14 protein-coding genes are annotated in these 16,610 nt (G+C 70.8%); 7 read left to right on the top strand and 7 right to left on the bottom strand.

The genetic code is table 11. The features are described from left to right. Positions 1–54: 54 nt before the first annotated feature. The 5 genes from BIV24_RS25305 to BIV24_RS25325 are packed head-to-tail and all read right to left on the bottom strand — an operon-like array spanning position 55 to position 5,554. Complete coding sequence (locus BIV24_RS25305) at positions 55–1,365, bottom strand: DUF58 domain-containing protein (protein WP_071368746.1); 1,311 nt, start codon at positions 1,363–1,365, stop codon at positions 55–57. Further along, positions 1,365–2,354: an AAA family ATPase gene (locus tag BIV24_RS25310; protein WP_107459706.1), complete on the bottom strand. Its 990-nt coding sequence runs from the start codon at positions 2,352–2,354 to the stop codon at positions 1,365–1,367. Before BIV24_RS25310 ends, BIV24_RS25305 begins: the two co-directional genes overlap by 1 nt. Beyond that, a complete protein-coding gene (locus tag BIV24_RS25315; protein WP_071368748.1) occupies positions 2,354–3,541 on the bottom strand; it encodes a DUF4350 domain-containing protein in 1,188 nt (395 codons plus the stop codon). Before BIV24_RS25315 ends, BIV24_RS25310 begins: the two co-directional genes overlap by 1 nt. Further along, entirely contained in the window at positions 3,538–4,206 is a 669-nt protein-coding gene (locus BIV24_RS25320) for a DUF4129 domain-containing protein (protein WP_245766942.1), read from the bottom strand. Before BIV24_RS25320 ends, BIV24_RS25315 begins: the two co-directional genes overlap by 4 nt. Before the next feature lie 40 nt (positions 4,207–4,246). Then, positions 4,247–5,554 carry a DUF7847 domain-containing protein gene (locus BIV24_RS25325; protein ID WP_071368750.1) on the bottom strand — a complete coding sequence of 436 codons (1,308 nt, stop codon included), beginning with the start codon at positions 5,552–5,554 and terminating at the stop codon, positions 4,247–4,249. A 140-nt stretch (positions 5,555–5,694) separates the two neighbouring features. Between BIV24_RS25325 and mtnA the strand changes: the two genes are divergently transcribed. From mtnA to BIV24_RS25360, 7 genes are all read left to right on the top strand, one after another. Then, positions 5,695–6,834: an S-methyl-5-thioribose-1-phosphate isomerase gene (gene mtnA, locus BIV24_RS25330; protein ID WP_071368751.1), complete on the top strand. Its 1,140-nt coding sequence runs from the start codon at positions 5,695–5,697 to the stop codon at positions 6,832–6,834. An 8-nt stretch (positions 6,835–6,842) separates the two neighbouring features. Further along, entirely contained in the window at positions 6,843–7,532 is a 690-nt protein-coding gene (gene mtrA, locus BIV24_RS25335) for a two-component system response regulator MtrA (protein WP_218149337.1), read from the top strand. Between the two features lies 1 nt (position 7,533). After that, on the top strand, positions 7,534–9,591 hold the full coding sequence (mtrB, locus tag BIV24_RS25340; protein ID WP_071368753.1) for an MtrAB system histidine kinase MtrB: 2,058 nt from the start codon (positions 7,534–7,536) through the stop codon (positions 9,589–9,591). Continuing rightward, positions 9,581–11,401, top strand: a complete 1,821-nt coding sequence (locus tag BIV24_RS25345) for an LpqB family beta-propeller domain-containing protein (RefSeq protein ID WP_071368782.1) — start codon at positions 9,581–9,583, stop codon at positions 11,399–11,401. Before mtrB ends, BIV24_RS25345 begins: the two co-directional genes overlap by 11 nt. Before the next feature lie 165 nt (positions 11,402–11,566). Continuing rightward, positions 11,567–12,514, top strand: a complete 948-nt coding sequence (locus BIV24_RS25350) for a ComF family protein (RefSeq protein ID WP_071368783.1) — start codon at positions 11,567–11,569, stop codon at positions 12,512–12,514. A 308-nt stretch (positions 12,515–12,822) separates the two neighbouring features. Beyond that, positions 12,823–13,515, top strand: coding sequence for a ribosome hibernation-promoting factor, HPF/YfiA family (hpf, locus tag BIV24_RS25355; RefSeq protein ID WP_071368754.1), 693 nt, complete (start codon positions 12,823–12,825; stop codon positions 13,513–13,515). 204 nt (positions 13,516–13,719) lie between these two features. Next, on the top strand, positions 13,720–14,466 hold the full coding sequence (locus BIV24_RS25360) for a response regulator (protein ID WP_071368755.1): 747 nt from the start codon (positions 13,720–13,722) through the stop codon (positions 14,464–14,466). A 53-nt stretch (positions 14,467–14,519) separates the two neighbouring features. On the opposite strand, the gene BIV24_RS25365 is transcribed toward BIV24_RS25360, so the two are convergent. Together BIV24_RS25365 and BIV24_RS25370 are read right to left on the bottom strand one after the other, a co-directional pair. After that, positions 14,520–15,722 (bottom strand): winged helix-turn-helix domain-containing protein, encoded by a 1,203-nt coding sequence (locus BIV24_RS25365; protein WP_071368756.1) that lies wholly within the window; start codon positions 15,720–15,722, stop codon positions 14,520–14,522. 57 nt (positions 15,723–15,779) lie between these two features. Further along, complete coding sequence (locus tag BIV24_RS25370) at positions 15,780–16,349, bottom strand: GNAT family N-acetyltransferase (RefSeq protein ID WP_071368757.1); 570 nt, start codon at positions 16,347–16,349, stop codon at positions 15,780–15,782. Positions 16,350–16,610: the final 261 nt, after the last annotated feature.

Below are 16,610 nucleotides of genomic sequence, written 5' to 3' on the forward strand. Positions count from 1 at the left end.
CCTCATGGTGCGGGGTTTTCTGCATTTACGGGGTACCTCCGGTTCCCCCCGGACTCAGAGACGGCCCGTCGCCTTCAGCGCCAGGTACGCGTCGGCAAGCGCCGGCGCCAGATCTTCCGGTGTCGCGTCCACGACCGTCACGCCCCGCCGGCGCAATTGCTCGGCCGTGCGATCGCGTTCTGCCTGGGCCTGGGCCGCGGCCGCTGCCTCGTACACCGCATCAGTATTGCCCCGAGCCGTGGCCATGCGGGCGATGTACGGGTCCGCCACGGAGGCCAGCAGCACCGCATGACGCCGGGTGAGGCGCGACAGCACCGGAAGGAGCCCCTCTTCGACGGGGGCCGCGTCGAGCGTGCTCAGCAGGACGATCAAGGAGTGCCGCGGGGCTGTGCGGAGTGCGGTGGCGGCGAGACCTCGTGCATCCGATTCGATCAGTTCCGGTTCCAGCGTTGCCATCGCGTCGACCAGTGACGGCAGGACCTCGCGGGCTGCACGGCCCTGGACCAGAGCGCGGACCCGGCGATCGTAGGCAAGCAGGTCCACACGGTCGCCGGCCCGGGAGGCCAGCGCGGCCAGCAGAAGCGATGCGTCCATGGACGCATCCAGGCGTGGCGCGTCGCCGACCCGTCCTGCGGAGGTCCGGCCGGTGTCCAGGACCAGCAGGATGTGGCGATCGCGTTCCGGACGCCAGGTGCGTAGCGCGACCGAGTACCGGCGTGCCGTCGCCCGCCAGTCGATGGAACGGGTGTCGTCTCCTGGGACGTACTCGCGCAGGCTGTCGAACTCCGTTCCCTCACCACGTGTCAACGCACTGGTACGACCGTCGAGTTCGCGGAGGCGGGCCAGTTTCGAGGGGAGGTGCTTGCGGCTGGTGAACGCAGGCAGGACTCGCACCGTCCACGGCACAGTGTGAGTGCCTTGGCGGGAGAAGAGGCCTAGCGGTCCGTACGAGCGGATCGTGACGCGGTCCGCATGGCGGTCGCCTCGGCGGGTGGGGCGCAGCCGGGTCGTGATGCGGCTGCGCTCGCCAGGAGGGGCCGTCAGGTGGTGGCGGGACGCGGCGACTTCGGTGCCGGGCTGCCAGCTGCTCGGAGGCCAGGCATCCCGGAGGCGGGCGCGCAGGGGACGGCCGGAGGGGTTGGTGACAGTGAGCGTCACGTCGGCTGATTCACCCAGGCGTACCGATGTGTCGCCGGAACGGGTCAGGCCCAGGCGGCGTACGGGTGCGGCCAGCGCGAAATCACAGGCACACGCCAGAGCGAGCGGGCCGTTGACAGCGAAGATGCCCGTCCAGCTGGGTTCCCAGATACCGACCGGGAGGCTGCCGAGAGCCGCCAGCAGGGCGGCGCGTCCGGTGAGCGCCATCAGCGGGGAACCGGGACGTGGGTGAGGATCGCGGTGATGACCGAGTCGGTGGTCACACCCTCCATCTCCGCCTCCGGTCGGAGCTGGACCCGGTGACGGAGCGTCGGGAGCGCCAGCGCCTTCACGTCGTCGGGGATGACGTAGTCACGGCCCGTCAGCCAGGCCCAGGCACGGGACGTGGAGAGGAGGGCCGTTGCCCCGCGGGGCGAGACGCCGAGGGCGAGGGAAGGGGATTCGCGGGTGGCGCGGCAGATGTCCACAACATAGGCGGTGATGTCGGGGGAGACCGTTGTTTTGGCGACGGCGGTGCGGGCGGCCTCCAGGCCGGCCGCGTTCGCTACGGGGCGTACGCCTGCGGCGCGCAGGTCGCGCGGGTCGAAGCCCTCGGCATGACGGGTGAGGACATCGATCTCGTCCTGGCGGGAGGGAAGAGGGATCGTCAGTTTGAGTAGAAAGCGGTCCAGTTGGGCCTCAGGGAGGGGGTAGGTGCCTTCGTACTCGACTGGGTTCTGCGTCGCCGCCACCAGGAACGGCTCGGGGAGAGGGCGCGGGGTGCCGTCGATCGTGACCTGGCGTTCCTCCATGGCTTCCAGGAGGGACGACTGGGTCTTGGGCGGAGTGCGGTTGATTTCGTCCGCGAGGAGAAGGTTGGTGAAGACCGGGCCGGGCTGGAAGGAGAATTCGGCGGTCCGGGCGTCGTAGACGAGGGACCCCGTGACATCACTGGGCATCAGGTCCGGCGTGAACTGGACGCGCTTGGTGTCGAGGTCGAGCGACGAGGCGAGTGCGCGGACGAGTAGCGTCTTGGCGACGCCGGGGACTCCTTCGAGGAGAACATGCCCGCGGCAGAGGAGGGCGACGACGAGTCCGGTCACGGCGGGATCCTGGCCGACCACGGCTTTGGCGATCTCGGCGCGCAGGGCCTCCAGGGAGGCGCGGGCAGTGCCCGGGTCCCGGGTGTGCCCGGCGTTGTCAGTGGTCGGGTCCATCATGGACGGCGTACCTCTCTTCCGAAGGCGTCGAGTTGGTCGGCGAGGGTGATCAGGGCCGCGTCGTTGCCGGGCGGCGGGCCGAAGAGGAGGGAGTGCAGCAACTGGCCGTCGCCGTGGAGGTGGGCGGACAGTGCGGGGAGCAGGGCCTCGGGGGCGTGCGCCTGGGCGGCCGGGATGCCCACGAGGGGTGCGAGGCGAGTGCGGGTGGTGGAGCGCAGGGCGGCGGCCGCGCGGTCGCGGGCGCCGGTTTTGCGGTAGAGGCGGGCGCGGCCTTCGACGGTTTCGGAAGCGCGGATCGCGACGGGGAGTCTTTCGGATACGAGGGGGCCGAGTCGGCGTCCCCGCCACAGGGCGGCCAGGGCCGCCGCGATGAAGAGCTGCAGCGTGCCCCAGAGCCAGCCCGAGGGGAGCAGGTCGAAGAAGCTCCGGTTGTGCGAGTCGGTGGCTGGGGCGTCGGAGAGCGAGGGGAGGTACCAGACCAGATGGGAGCGGGAACCGAGCAGTTGGAGGGCGAGCGAGGCGTTGCCCTGCTCGTCGAGGCGGTCGTTGTACAGGATGTCGGGAGCACCGAGCACGACGGTGTCGCCGCCGGAAGAGGCCGGGAGGTGCACCAGGGTGGGCAGGCCGTTGCTGGGGTAGCACGTGTCGGCCTGGACGCCTGTGGTGAGGTACCGGACGCCGCCCGTGTCGGCGGCGCCCGCTTTTTGGGCGGCGGGCAGCTCACAGTCAGGGTCCAGCACCGAGTCGAAACTGCCGGCGGGGTCCGCCGCGATTCCGGGGGCCAGGGTGCCGACGGAGGTCTCGGGGGCGACCAGGATCGTCCGGCCGCCGGAGTTCCGCGTGACCTCGCGCACCAAGGTCTGCTGATGGCGCGTCAGCAGATCGGGGGCGGCGATCAGGAGGGTGGTGTCGGGGCCGACGGCGGTACGCGCCTCGTCGATGGTGGTGACCACGCGCGTGGACACGCCCCGGTCGGCGAGGAGTGTGGTGACGGCGCGGCTGCCGTAGGGGTCGGCGGAGCGTGGGTCGAGCCGGCCGTGCTGGGCGTCGGAGCGAAGTACGGCGATCGTGAGGGCGCCGAACAGGAGGAACACGACGGCGATCAGCACACCGCGCGCGCGGGTCCACACATGGCGGGCGGTGGGCGAGGCCGAGGTGGACGGAAGCGTGGCCCCGGCGGTCATCCGGCGGCTCCCTGGCGGGCGTTGTGGGGGCTGTCGGCGAGTTGGGGCCTGGTGCGTTCCAGGTCGTCGTCGAGGGTGGCCTGGCGGCGGTACGTAGCCTCGTCGGCGGCCCGGCCGCCGTATGTGACATCGTCGAAGTCCCGGGCGGCGGCGCGCAGTCGGGTGGCGTGGTCCGGGAGCGTGGAGCCCGCTTCGGAGGCGGCCTCGTCGGCAGTGCGGCCGGGGCGTACATCGAGGAGGGCGCGTTCCTCCAGGGAGCGGACCACGGCACGCATGCGTGCCTGGACGGCCTGGTTCCAGTGGCCCTGCGCGGCATACGCCTCGGCGGCGGCCCGGTGCTCGGCCGCGCTGCGGGGGCGGTCGTCGAAGAGCGAGGCCGACGACGTGGGGGTGCGGTGCGGGGTGCCCAGCCGCCACCACAGGGCGCCGGCGATCGCCAGGACCGCCAGCAAGATGACGAGGAGACCGACCGAGCCGCCGGGCGTCACGGTCGAGGCCGCGCCGAAGAGCCCGTCGACCCAGTCCCAGACGGCGTTCAGGGCGCGCTGCAGCAAGCTGGGATCGTGCTCGTGGTACATCTGCTTGGACAGCTCACGCCGGGCCGCCTCCCGCGCGGGGTCGCGTGGGACCGTCACCGGTGGCGCGTCGTCCGAGTGCCACAGCATCGGCACGACGCTCAGCATTCCCCCCGTCAGGCTCACCGCATCAGCCCCCCGCAGCGGGGGCGTGAGGACCGTGGCCCTGGATGCCGGCGGCCCGGGTCAGGTCGAGGTCGAGGGCCTCGCGGCGGATGCGCTGGTCGATGTAGAGCAACACGGTCACTCCGGCGGTGATCGGGAAGGTGAGCATGCTGCCGATCACCGAGCCGATCCCGCTGACGATGAGGAACGTCCAACCGAGGCTGCTGGCGCCGCCGTTGGCGAGGTCACCGATGCTGTCGCCGCTGAGCACGCCAGCGAGGAAGGCGAAGGGGATCACGATGATCGACGCCATGATGAACGCGATGAACTGAGCGAGCAACTGGATACCGAAGACCCGCCACCACGAGCCGCGCACCAGCTTCGCGGAGCGGCTCAGCGACTTGCGGATGCTCTGCTTCTCCAGCATCAGCGCGGGCGAGGCGAGCGAGAAGCGGATCATGATCCACAGAGCCACGACACTGGCGCCGAGGACGCCGAGGGCGATCAGCGAGTCACCCGCTGCGGTCGTGCCGGCCGCGGCGATGAGTATGCCGGGAAGTGTCCCCACGGCGATGATCGCCAGGGCCATGAGCGGCAGCAGAAGCGTCAGCCCGAGCAGCCTCGCGAGCTGCGGGCGGGCGTCCCGCCAGGCCTCGGTCGTGGTCACCGACTTGCCGAGTACTGCCCGGCTGGTGACTGTCGTGAGCAGGGCCGTTGCGGCGATGCTGCCGAGCAGGGTGATCAGGAAGACGGCACCGGAGCTCAGCATCGTGACGCCCAGAGCGTGGCCCAGCTCGGAGGCGGAGGCGTTGGGGTCGTTGAGGCTGACCGTGGTGGCGCTGTTGTCCAGGACGAGGCGTCGGAGGAGGACGACGGCGACCTCCGTGACGACCGCGACGGTCAGGGAGATGCCAAGGACTGTGCGCCAGTACGTACGCATGGTGGAGACAGCGCCGTCGAGGATCTCGCCGACACCGAGCGGGCGCAGCGGGATCACACCGGGCTTGGCGGCGGGTGGCGGACCCCAATGGCCGCCCCAGCCGCCGCCAGGACCGCCCCAGCCGCCGCCCCAGCCGCCGGGGCCAGGCGGAGGAGGGCCGCCCCAGCCCGGGCCGGGCGGAGGCGGTGGCGGCGCCTGGCCGGGGCCCTGAGGAGCGGGAGCGCTCCACTGCCCTGGCGGGGGCTGCTCCGGGGACCACTGCGTAGGCGGCTGCGGCTGATGGGCACCACTCTGCTCGGAGGGCTGCTCCGGGGGCTGCGCGCCGAAGGACTCCGGCTGCTGGCCGTCGGAGGGGGCAGATCCGGGCGACGCCCAGCCCGGAGTGTCTTTCATTGTCGCTCCTTCACGGTGCCCGTCCGCGGTTGCGGCGGCGAGTTGGCAGCCATCGTGCCACGCGGCACCCACGAGGGGACTGGGGGTGGTGCAGCCGGTATGACTGCCATGGTCTGCCCCGTACGGGGCAGACTGACCGCATGGTTGATCAGTGCGCGCAATCCGGCGAGGACAACAGGTCGCCGGGGATACCCGCTGTCCGTTGGGACGAGCGGCCCGAAGGTCCCGTGCTGGTCCTCCTCGACCAGCGGAGGCTGCCGGCCGAGGAGGTCGAGGTCGTATGCGTGGATGCGCCCGCGCTGGTGGACGCGATCCGCACCCTCGCCGTGCGCGGGGCACCGCTGCTCGGGATCGCCGGGGCGTACGGCGTCGCGCTCGCCGCCGCACGCGGCTTTGATGTGGACGAGGCCGCCGCTGCGCTGGAGGGTGCTCGGCCCACCGCGGTGAACGTCGCCGTAGGCGTGCGCAGGGCCCTGACCGCGTACCGGGCCGCGTTCGCCGCCGGAGGCGAGCAGCGGCAGGCTGCGGAGGCGGCGTTCGCCGCCGCCCGGGCGCTGCACCGGGAGGACGCTGGGGCCAGCGCGCGGATGGCGCAGCATGGCCTGGCGCTGCTGGACGAACTGCTGCCGGGCAGCGGTTACCGGGTGCTGACGCACTGCAACACCGGTGCGCTGGTGTCCGGCGGGGAGGGCACGGCTTTCGCGGTGGTGCTGGAGGCTCACCGGGCGGGGCGGTTGCGCAGGCTGTGGGTGGACGAGACGCGGCCGTTGCTGCAGGGTGCTCGCTTGACGGCGTACGAGGCGGCCGGCAACGGGATGGCGTACACCTTGCTCACGGACAATGCGGCGGGTTCGCTCTTCGCGGCCGGGGAGGTGGACGCGGTACTGATCGGGGCGGACCGGATCGCGGCCGATGGTTCGGTGGCGAACAAGGTGGGGAGCTATCCGCTCGCGGTGCTGGCCAGGTACCACCATGTGCCGTTCGTCGTGGTGGCGCCGATGACGACAGTGGATCCGGACACGCCGGACGGGGCGTCCATCGAGGTTGAGCAGCGGTCCGGCCATGAGGTGACGGAGATCACCACGCCTCGGGTGCCGGTGGCGGGAGCGGGAGGTGGGATACCGGTGGCACCCCTGGGGACCCAGGCGTACAACCCGGCGTTCGACGTGACGCCGCCCGAGCTGGTGACGGCGATCGTCACCGAGGAGGGCGTCGTATCGCCCGTGACGGCTGAGGCTCTCGCCGTGCTGTGTGACAGGTCACGCCAGGTAACGATTTAGCTAATGGGATGATGTCGTTTATGAAGGGACGAGTCCTTGTCGTCGACGACGACACCGCACTGGCCGAGATGCTCGGCATCGTGCTGCGTGGTGAAGGTTTTGAGCCGTCTTTCGTAGCCGACGGTGACAGGGCGCTGGCCGCCTTCCGTGAGGCCAAGCCCGACCTGGTACTGCTCGACCTGATGCTGCCCGGGCGGGACGGTATCGAGGTGTGCCGTCTGATCAGGGCGGAGTCCGGCGTGCCGATCGTGATGCTCACGGCCAAGAGCGACACCGTGGACGTGGTGGTTGGCCTGGAGTCGGGTGCGGATGACTACATCGTGAAGCCCTTCAAGCCGAAGGAGCTCGTGGCCCGTATCCGGGCGCGGCTGCGGAGGTCGGAGGAGCCCGCGCCTGAGCAACTTGCCATCGGCGACCTCGTCATCGACGTGGCCGGTCACTCCGTGAAGCGGGACGGGCAGTCGATCGCGCTGACGCCGCTGGAGTTCGACCTCCTGGTGGCGCTGGCGCGCAAGCCGTGGCAGGTGTTCACCCGCGAGGTCCTGTTGGAGCAGGTCTGGGGCTACCGCCATGCGGCGGACACGCGTCTCGTCAACGTGCACGTCCAGCGGCTGCGCTCCAAGGTCGAGAAGGATCCGGAGCGGCCGGAGATCGTGGTGACCGTCCGAGGCGTCGGTTACAAGGCCGGACCGAGCTGACATGTCCCGGGACAGTGCCGCTTCGGAGTCCGGTCGGCCGGTGGCCCGTCCGGGGCGGCCTGTCGGACGGCGGACGGGCTCCGGGTGGGAACGGTTCATCGAGGGCGGGCTGATCCAGGGCGGAGTCCAGGGCAGCCCGGTCCTCAGACTCCTCATGCGCTGGGTGCGTCGTCCGCTGCTGCCTGTGGTGCGGTTGTGGCGGCGCAACATCCAGCTCAGGATCGTCGTCACGACCTTGCTGATGTCGCTCGGCGTGGTGCTGCTGCTCGGCTTCGTCGTCATCGGGCAGGTGCGCAACGGTCTGCTGGACGCCAAGGTGAGGGCGTCGCAGAGCCAGGCCGTCGGCGGCTTCACGGTCGCTGGGCAGAAGGCCGACAACGCAGCGAGCGCGAGCGGCGGGGACGACGCCTCGGGTACGGGCAACAACCCCGTGCAGAACGTCAGCGGATGGATGAGCGACCTCGTCGAGTCGCTCTCCAGCGGCGGCCAGGGCGCCTTCGACGTGGTCACGCTCAGCACCGCGGCTGCGGACAACGACAACCGAGGCCTCGGCCCACGCGCATCGGGCGGTGTGGACCCGAGCCAGAGCGTGCCCGAGGCTCTGCGTAAGCGCGTCGAATCGGGTATGGGCGTGGCCCAGAGCTACACCCGCATCGTCTACACCGACGGGGGCCGTGCTCCGCAGCCGGCGCTCATCATCGGCAAGCAGATCAACGACCCCAATGGGGACCCGTACCAGCTGTACTACCTCTTCCCGCTGACCCAGGAGGAGAAGTCGCTCAGCCTGGTCAAGGGGACGCTGGCGACCGCCGGGCTCTTCGTCGTCGTACTCCTCGGGGCCATCGCCTGGCTCGTGGTGCGCCAGGTCGTCACCCCCGTACGGATGGCCGCGGGCATCGCGGAACGGCTGTCTGCCGGGCGGCTGCAGGAGCGTATGAAGGTCACCGGCGAGGACGACATCGCGCGCCTGGGCGAGGCCTTCAACAAGATGGCGCAGAACCTGCAGTTGAAGATCCAGCAACTGGAGGAGCTGTCGCGCATGCAGCGACGCTTCGTGTCGGACGTCTCGCACGAGCTGCGCACGCCGCTGACGACCGTGCGGATGGCGGCCGATGTCATCCATGAGGCGCGCGCGGACTTCGATCCGGTGACCGCGCGGTCCGCCGAGCTGCTCGCCGACCAGCTGGACCGGTTCGAGTCGCTGCTCGCGGACCTGCTGGAGATCAGCCGCTTCGACGCGGGCGCGGCGGCGCTGGAGGCCGAGCCGATCGATCTGCGCGAGGTGGTGCGGCGGGTCGTCAGCGGGGCCGAGCCGCTCGCCGAACGCAAGGGAACGCGGATACGTGTCGTCGGCGATCAGCAGCCTGTCGTGGCCGAGGCCGATGCCCGGCGTGTCGAGCGGGTGCTGCGCAACCTCATCGTCAATGCGGTCGAGCACGGTGAGGGCAAGGACGTCACCGTCAAACTCGCCGCGGCGGGGGGCGCGGTCGCGGTGGCGGTGCGCGACTACGGCGTGGGGCTCAAGCCCGGCGAGGCGACCCGGGTGTTCAGCCGCTTCTGGCGGGCGGACCCGGCACGCGCGCGTACCACCGGTGGCACGGGGCTTGGGCTGTCCATCGCTTTGGAGGACGCGCGGCTGCACGGGGGCTGGCTACAGGCGTGGGGCGAGCCGGGCGGCGGTTCGCAGTTCCGGCTGACACTGCCGCGGACCGCGGACGAGCCGCTGCGGGGCTCGCCGATACCCCTGGAGCCCATGGACTCCCGGCGCAACAGCGGGCCCGACGATGCCGACAGGCCGCCGCGCAACTCCGACAAGGCCGTCATGGTGCCCGCGCAGCCCTTGAACGACAAGGTGCCGACACCGCGTGGCCCGATCGCGACGCGGATGGCCGCGGTGACGCCCACAGCCGACCCGACCGCACTGCCCGGCAATGGCGCGCGCGTGGTGCCGCGGCCCGGTGGGGGCGAACGGCGTCGGGACGACAGCACACAGGAGCCGTCGCAGGGCGGTGGGGGGCCTGGCGATCGCGACCAAGGGGAGGCATTTCGTGGGCGTTGAGGGGGGAGGCCGACGGCATGCGCTGCGCACAGTGGCATACGTCGGCTGCGGTGCCGTACTGCTGGCCGGGTGTGCCTCGATGCCGGACAGCGGGGATCTGCGGGGCGTCGAGTCCACGCCCCGGCAGAACGCGCAGGTCCGTGTCTTCGCGATGCCGCCGCATGAGAACGCCGGGCCCGCGGAGATCGTGCAGGGTTTCCTGGAGGCGCTGACCAGCGACGACCCGCAGTACGAGACGGCGCGAAAGTATCTGACCGACAGTGCCTCGCGCCGCTGGAGCCCGGACGAGTCCACCACCGTGCTCTCCGACGGGCCGAATGTCGACCTCGAGCGCTCCGGCAACCGGGAGGCGGGCGCCGAGTACACGTTCATGCTGACCGGCAGCATGGTCGCCGTGGTGGACGCGCAGCACGCGTACGCGCCGGACGGGGGGACCTTCAGCAAGACGGTGCACCTCACGAAGGTGAAGAAGACCAACCAGTGGCGTATCGACGCGCTGCCGCAGGGCGTGGTCATGGGCAAGTCCGACTTCCAGCGCAACTATGTGTCGGTCAACAAGTACTACTACGCCTCGAACGTGCCCGCCGCGACGGACGGGCGGCTGAGCACCGTCGCCGACCCGGTGTACGTGCGCAGCAAGGTGGACCCCGTGACGTCGGTGGTCCGCGCACTGCTGAAGGGCCCCACGCGCTGGCTGGACCCCGTGGCGACGTCCCGCTTCCCGCCGGGCACCGCGCTGAGGAAGGACGTCACCGCGCTGTCGCCCGACGACCAGAACAAGCTGGCGGTGCCGCTCAACGAGAGGGCCGACCGGGTCGGGCCGGAGCAGTGCACCAGCATGGCGGCGCAGCTGCTGTTCACGCTTCAGGACCTGACGCCCACCGGCGTGAACCGGGTCGAACTGCAGGGGGCCGGAGGCCGCAAGCTCTGCGAGCTGAACGAGGACCGGGCCGAGCGCATCGCCGTGCACGGCACGGTCAAGCAGCCCGAGTACGAGTACTTCATCGACGGCAAGCAGCGGCTCGTGCGTCTGCCCGGCACCGGCACCAAGGAGCCCGAGCCGGTGCCGGGCGCGCTGGGCGAGGGGGTCAAGTTGCGGGCGGCGGCCGTCTCGCGTGACGAGGACACCGCGGCCGGGGTCTCGGACGAGGGGAAGCACCTGTACGTGGGGTCGCTGGCGTCGGGCGCCTCGCTCGGGAGCGCGGTGACGAGCAGCGGTACGTCGGCGGACGACCGGCTGACGACGCCGAGCTGGGACGGCGGGGGCGATCTGTGGGTGGCCGACCGTGATCCGAAGCAGCCCAGGCTGCTGATGCTGCGGAACGGTGCGGGCAAGCCGATTGAGGTGCGAACGCCGAAGCTCGACGGGCGCATCGACGCGGTGCGGGTGGCTGCCGACGGCGTGCGGATCGCGCTGATCGTGGAGCAGAAGGGCAAGACGTCTCTGCAGATCGGGCGGGTGGAGCGGGAGAGCGGTGCCGGCGGGCGGCCCGTCGTGTCGATCCTCGAACCGCACTCCGTGACTCCGCAGTGGGAGAAGGTCACGGCCATGTCGTGGGCCGGGGCCAGCCGGCTCGTGGTGGTCGGGCAGGAGTCCGGCGGAGTGCTGCAGATCCGGTACGTGCAGGTCGACGGCTCCACGCCCGCGGGCAATCCGCCTGCCTCGCTCACGGGCGTGAAGCAGATCGCGGCTTCCGAGGACGAGCGGCTGCCGCTGGTGGCGTACTCGGAGGACGGGATCGTGCGGCTGTCGGCCGGGGCGCAGTGGCAGAAGGTGGTCAAGGGAACGGCTCCCGTATACCCGGGATGAGCCTCGTCTGCCCGCGATGAGCCTCGTGGACCTGCTGCCCGGGTGAGGCCCCGAAGGCCTGCCCAGACGAGCCCGCCGCGCCGCTCGGTGTGTCCGCTGCCGTTGTCCACAGGCGGTTTTCCACAGGGCTGGCAGGCTGCCGCGAGCGTTGGCACAGTGGTGGGCATGCGGGGGCGGTGGCGGGACCTCATCGACGACCTCACCGACCTGGTGCTGCCGGCCGAGTGCGGAGGCTGCGGGCGGCCGCGCACGGTGCTCTGCCCGGAGTGCCGCGCAGCCCTCCACGGGACCGCACCGCGCCGGGTGCGACCGGTACCGGAGCCGCCGGGGCTGCCGGTGGTGCACGCGGCGGCACCGTACAGGAATGCCGTGCGCGCCACGCTCCTGGCGCACAAGGAGCGGGGCGTCCTCACCCTGGCCGGGCCGCTGGGGACGGCCCTGGCTGGGGCGGTGCGGGCAGGGCTGGACGCGGCCGCGACGCGGTGGCCGACGGGCGGCAGCGGGGCGCTCCGTACGCGTGCCGGGGACCGGCGGGCGGGCGGCTGTTCGGCGGTGGCCAGGCCGGACGGGCAGCGGGTGCCCGTGCTGCTCGTGCCCGTACCCTCTGCGCGCCGGTCCGTGCGGGCACGGGGGCATGATCCCGTGCGGCGGATCGCGTTCGCGGCCGCCGGTGAGCTGCGCCGGGCCGGTTCGGCGGCGAGGGTGGCGGCCGTGCTGCGGCAGCGGCGGACCGTGGCCGACCAGTCGGGGCTCAGCTCCCGGCAGCGGCTGGTCAATCTCGCGGGCGCTCTGGAGGTGGCCGGAGGGGGCGCCGGGCTGCTGACCGGCGGGAGGGTCGTCCTTGTCGACGACTTGATGACGACGGGTGCCTCGCTGACGGAGGCCGCGCGTGCGGTACGGGAGGCGCTCGGCATCACGGATACGGAGGACGCAGAGGTGTATTCGCGCGCGGCAGGGGAAGCAAGGGGGCGATGGAGCACGATGGAGACGACGGGCTCGGCCCACAGGCACCGGGCGCCGTACGGAATGGCCGTTGGGAACGGCGTCGGAGACGGGATCCACGCCGCGGTGATCGCCGCCTCGCGGGATTCTTTCGAAATCAACCGGAACTGATTACGAACTTACGTCGTTGCAGCTAGTGAGCAGGTCGTTTCGTCCGAACGGAGGTAAGCGGCAGTAGAGGGTGACGACATCCCGCCGGGCGAGATATGTTCGGTTGTGAGGGAAAGGCAAGGCCATCCCCGCAATTGCGAATGCCGTGCTGTGCTTTTTCCATCACCCGTAGGAATGGGGGTGGAGATCTCGCTCGTGGGGGAGGAGGTGGAAGTCACCGAGTCCGGGGTTCCGGAGTTCACCGGAGCCTGGTGCACAAGGGAGATGCTCCGCCAGGGGTGCGGAGTGATCCGGGAACGGAGTTCTGCGTGGACATCGTCGTCAAGGGCCGCAAGACCGAGGTGCCCGAGCGGTTCCGGAAGCACGTGGCCGAGAAGCTGAAGCTGGACAAGATCCAGAAGCTCGATGGCAAGGTGATCAGCCTCGACGTCGAGGTGTCCAAGGAGCCCAACCCCCGACAGGCCGACCGTTCCGACCGAGTGGAGATCACCCTCCGCAGCCGCGGGCCGGTGATCCGGGCGGAGGCGGCTGCCAGCGATCCATACGCCGCACTCGACCTGGCGGCGGAGAAGCTCGAGGCCCGGCTGCGCAAGCAGCACGACAAGCGCCACACCCGCCGGGGGGTCCGCAGGCTCACGGCAGCCGAGGTGCCCGACCACGTCCCGGGCGCCGCAACGCTCGACGTCAACGGCAGCGTCGTCTCCGAGGAGGAGGCGGAAGGCGTGCCGACCAAGAAAATCGGATCGCTCGAAGTGCAGGGCGAAGGCCCCCTCGTCGTCCGCGAGAAGACCCACGTCGCCTCCCCGATGTCGCTCGACCAGGCGCTCTACGAAATGGAGCTGGTCGGGCACGATTTCTATCTGTTCGTCGACTCCGAGACCAAGCAACCCAGCGTCGTCTACCGACGGCGTGCGTACGACTACGGCGTCATCCATCTCAGCACCGACCAGATGGTGACCCAGACGCAGTCGAGCGACGTAGGCGGAGCGCTCGGCGGCTGACCCCGCCGGGCGATGGCTGAACCGGTGCCCCTGGTGAGCCCGTGCGCCCCCAGGGGCACCGGTGTGCGACCACTTCGCGCCGTGCTTCGTCACCTGACTGTCGCCCGGGCATGGAATCATGGCGCAACGGCCCAACCGGTGGGCCGTTGCCTTGGGTTGGCGACGGCACAGGACCACAGGCCGCAGCCTTCAGGGGGAGGAACGATGGCGGACAGCTTCGGACCGATGCATGACGGTGATGCCTACGACGGCGTCGTCGGCATGGGCCCGGACGCGGGCTCTCCACGCAAGGAACCCATCAGAGTCCTCGTCGTGGACGACCACGCCCTCTTCCGCCGCGGACTCGAGATCGTGCTCGCAGCCGAGGAGGACATCCAGGTCGTCGGCGAGGCCGGGGACGGCGCGGAGGCGGTCGACAAGGCGGCCGACCTGCTGCCCGACATCGTGCTGATGGATGTGCGGATGCCCAGGCGCGGCGGGATCGAGGCCTGCACCTCCATCAAAGAGGTGGCGCCCAGCGCGAAGATCATCATGCTGACGATCAGCGACGAAGAGGCCGATCTCTACGACGCGATCAAGGCGGGCGCGACGGGTTACCTCCTCAAGGAGATCTCCACGGACGAGGTGGCCACGGCCATCCGCGCGGTCGCCGACGGACAGTCGCAGATCAGCCCCTCCATGGCGTCGAAACTCCTCACCGAGTTCAAGTCGATGATCCAGCGGACCGACGAGCGCCGGCTGGTTCCGGCGCCGCGGCTCACCGACCGGGAGCTGGAGGTCCTCAAGCTCGTCGCCACCGGAATGAACAACCGGGACATCGCCAAGGAGTTGTTCATCTCCGAGAACACCGTGAAGAACCATGTGCGCAACATCCTGGAGAAGCTTCAGCTGCACTCCAGGATGGAAGCCGTGGTCTATGCGATGCGCGAGAAGATCCTCGAAATCCGCTAGCGGCACAAGCCCGTGGCGCTACGGCGTGCCCGGCGGTGCGGAGGTGACCGGGGTCAGTCCAGGGCGCGGGCCAGCTCCCGCACGAGGGGCTCGCGCAGCGCCGGGGCGTCCACCCGTTCCACGCGTACGTTCGTGCAGTCCACCCAGGTCGCAGCCTCCAGCAGGGCCTGGGCCACTGCCGGGATCGCCCTGGGACCGTCCAGCGTGACCTGTTTGGCGACCAGCGTGCGGCTCTCGCGCGCGGGGTCCACTCGGCCGACCAACCGGCCGCCGGCGAGAACCGGCATCGCGAAGTAGCCGTGCACCCGCTTCGGCTTGGGGACGTACGCCTCCAGGCGGTGGGTGAAGCCGAAAATCCGCTCCGTGCGCGCCCGCTCCCAGATCAGGGAGTCGAAGGGGGACAGGAGGGTTGTGCGGTGGCGGCCGCGCGGCGAGGTCTGCAGGGCCGCCGGGTCCGCCCAGGCCGGCTTGCCCCAGCCCTCGACCGTCACCGGGATCAGCCCCGAGTCCGCGATCACCGCGTCCACCTGCTCGCCCTTGAGACGGTGGTAGTCCGCGATGTCCGCGCGCGTGCCGACCCCGAGGGACTGTCCGGCGAGCCGCACCAGACGGCGCAGGCACTCGGCGTCGTCCAGTTGGTCGTGGAGGAGGGTCCCGGGAACGGCGCGCTCGGCGAGGTCGTACACGCGCTTCCAGCCGCGACGCTCCACGCACACCACCTCGCCGTACATCAGTGCACGCTCCACCGCGACCTTGGTGCCGGACCAGTCCCACCACTCGCTGGTCCTCTTCGCGCCTCCCAGGTCCGTGGCCGTGAGCGGGCCTTCTGTGCGCAGCTGTTTGATGACCTGGTCGTAGGCCCCGTCCGGGAGTGTGTGGTTCCAGTGCGGACGGGCGCGGTAGGCCCGGCGGCGGAAGGCGAAATGGGGCCACTCCTCGACAGGGAGGATGCACGCGGCGTGCGACCAGTACTCGAACGCGTGGGGCCGGGCCTCGGCCCGGCCGTCCGCCGAGGGAGTCCAGTACGCCGTGTCGACCGTCCTGCGGCCTATGGCGCCGAGGCGGGCGTACGGGATGAGTTCGTGGGAGCGGGCAAGGACCGAGATGGTGTCGAGCTGGACCGCTCCGAGATGGCGGAGGACTCCCCGGACGCCGGCCCTGCGGTCGGGGGCGCCAAGAAAGCCCTGCGCACGAAGGGCGATGCGACGGGCTTCGTCGGCGGTCAGTTCGGTGACGGGACGCGGCAGACTCGGCATGGGCACACCGTAGGGGGTGCCACTGACAACGAGGGGCGGGCGGCGCGTCCGCCGGCGTTACGTGCGCGCCGGCAGATAGGGCGCTGTCGACGGAAGGCCCAGGTCCGACGGCAGGAGCGAGCCCACCCAGCAGTCCCGGCGCACTCCCTTGTTGTTGACCGCGGAGCGCAGCGTGCCCTCGAGGGTGAAGCCCGCGCGCTGTGCGACCGCCCGGGAGCCCGCGTTGCCCACCTCCGCACGCCACTCCAGGCGGTCGATCGACCTCTGGGTGAAGGCCCAGCGCGACACGGCGAGTGTCGCCTCCGTGGTGTAGCCGTTGCCCCGGTGTTCCTTCACCGTCCAAAAGCCCACCTCGGCGACGCCGAGCGAGCGCATCGTCAGGCCGAGCATGCCGACGAGCTCTCCGGACGGGAGGAAGACACCGAAGGTGAACATCGAGTCGTCCGCCCAGCCGTCGGGCACCACCTGGCCGACGAACCCCTCCGCGTGCTCGCGCAGGTACGGGGACGGGATCGTGGTCCAGCGCTGGATGTCGGGTTCCTGGGCGGCCGCGTACACCGTGTCGGTGTCCTCACGGCCCACGGTGCGCAGCACAAGACGTGCAGTGGTCAGGGTGACGGGGTCCATCGCCCGATTCTGCTCGTGCCTCCGCCGTATCGCCATGACTTTTCCCGACGTGCCGCCGTCACCCCCCGCGCGGATTCGCCACGCCGACGGCGACATCGCTCACCTCTGTGTGAGAGCGCCGTTACTTTTCGTGGCGCGGACGCGGCACCTTCCGCCATGCCCGTCCGTTGTCCTAGTGGCTGTCACCGGCAGACCTCCCGGCGTGGCGGGGTCCTCGCTTACGATGGCCGTTGCTCGATCCCTCAGTATGCAACCGACCGT

The organism is Streptomyces colonosanans (genome assembly GCF_001866645.1).
Taxonomy (GTDB): Bacteria; Actinomycetota; Actinomycetes; order Streptomycetales; family Streptomycetaceae; genus Streptomyces; species Streptomyces colonosanans.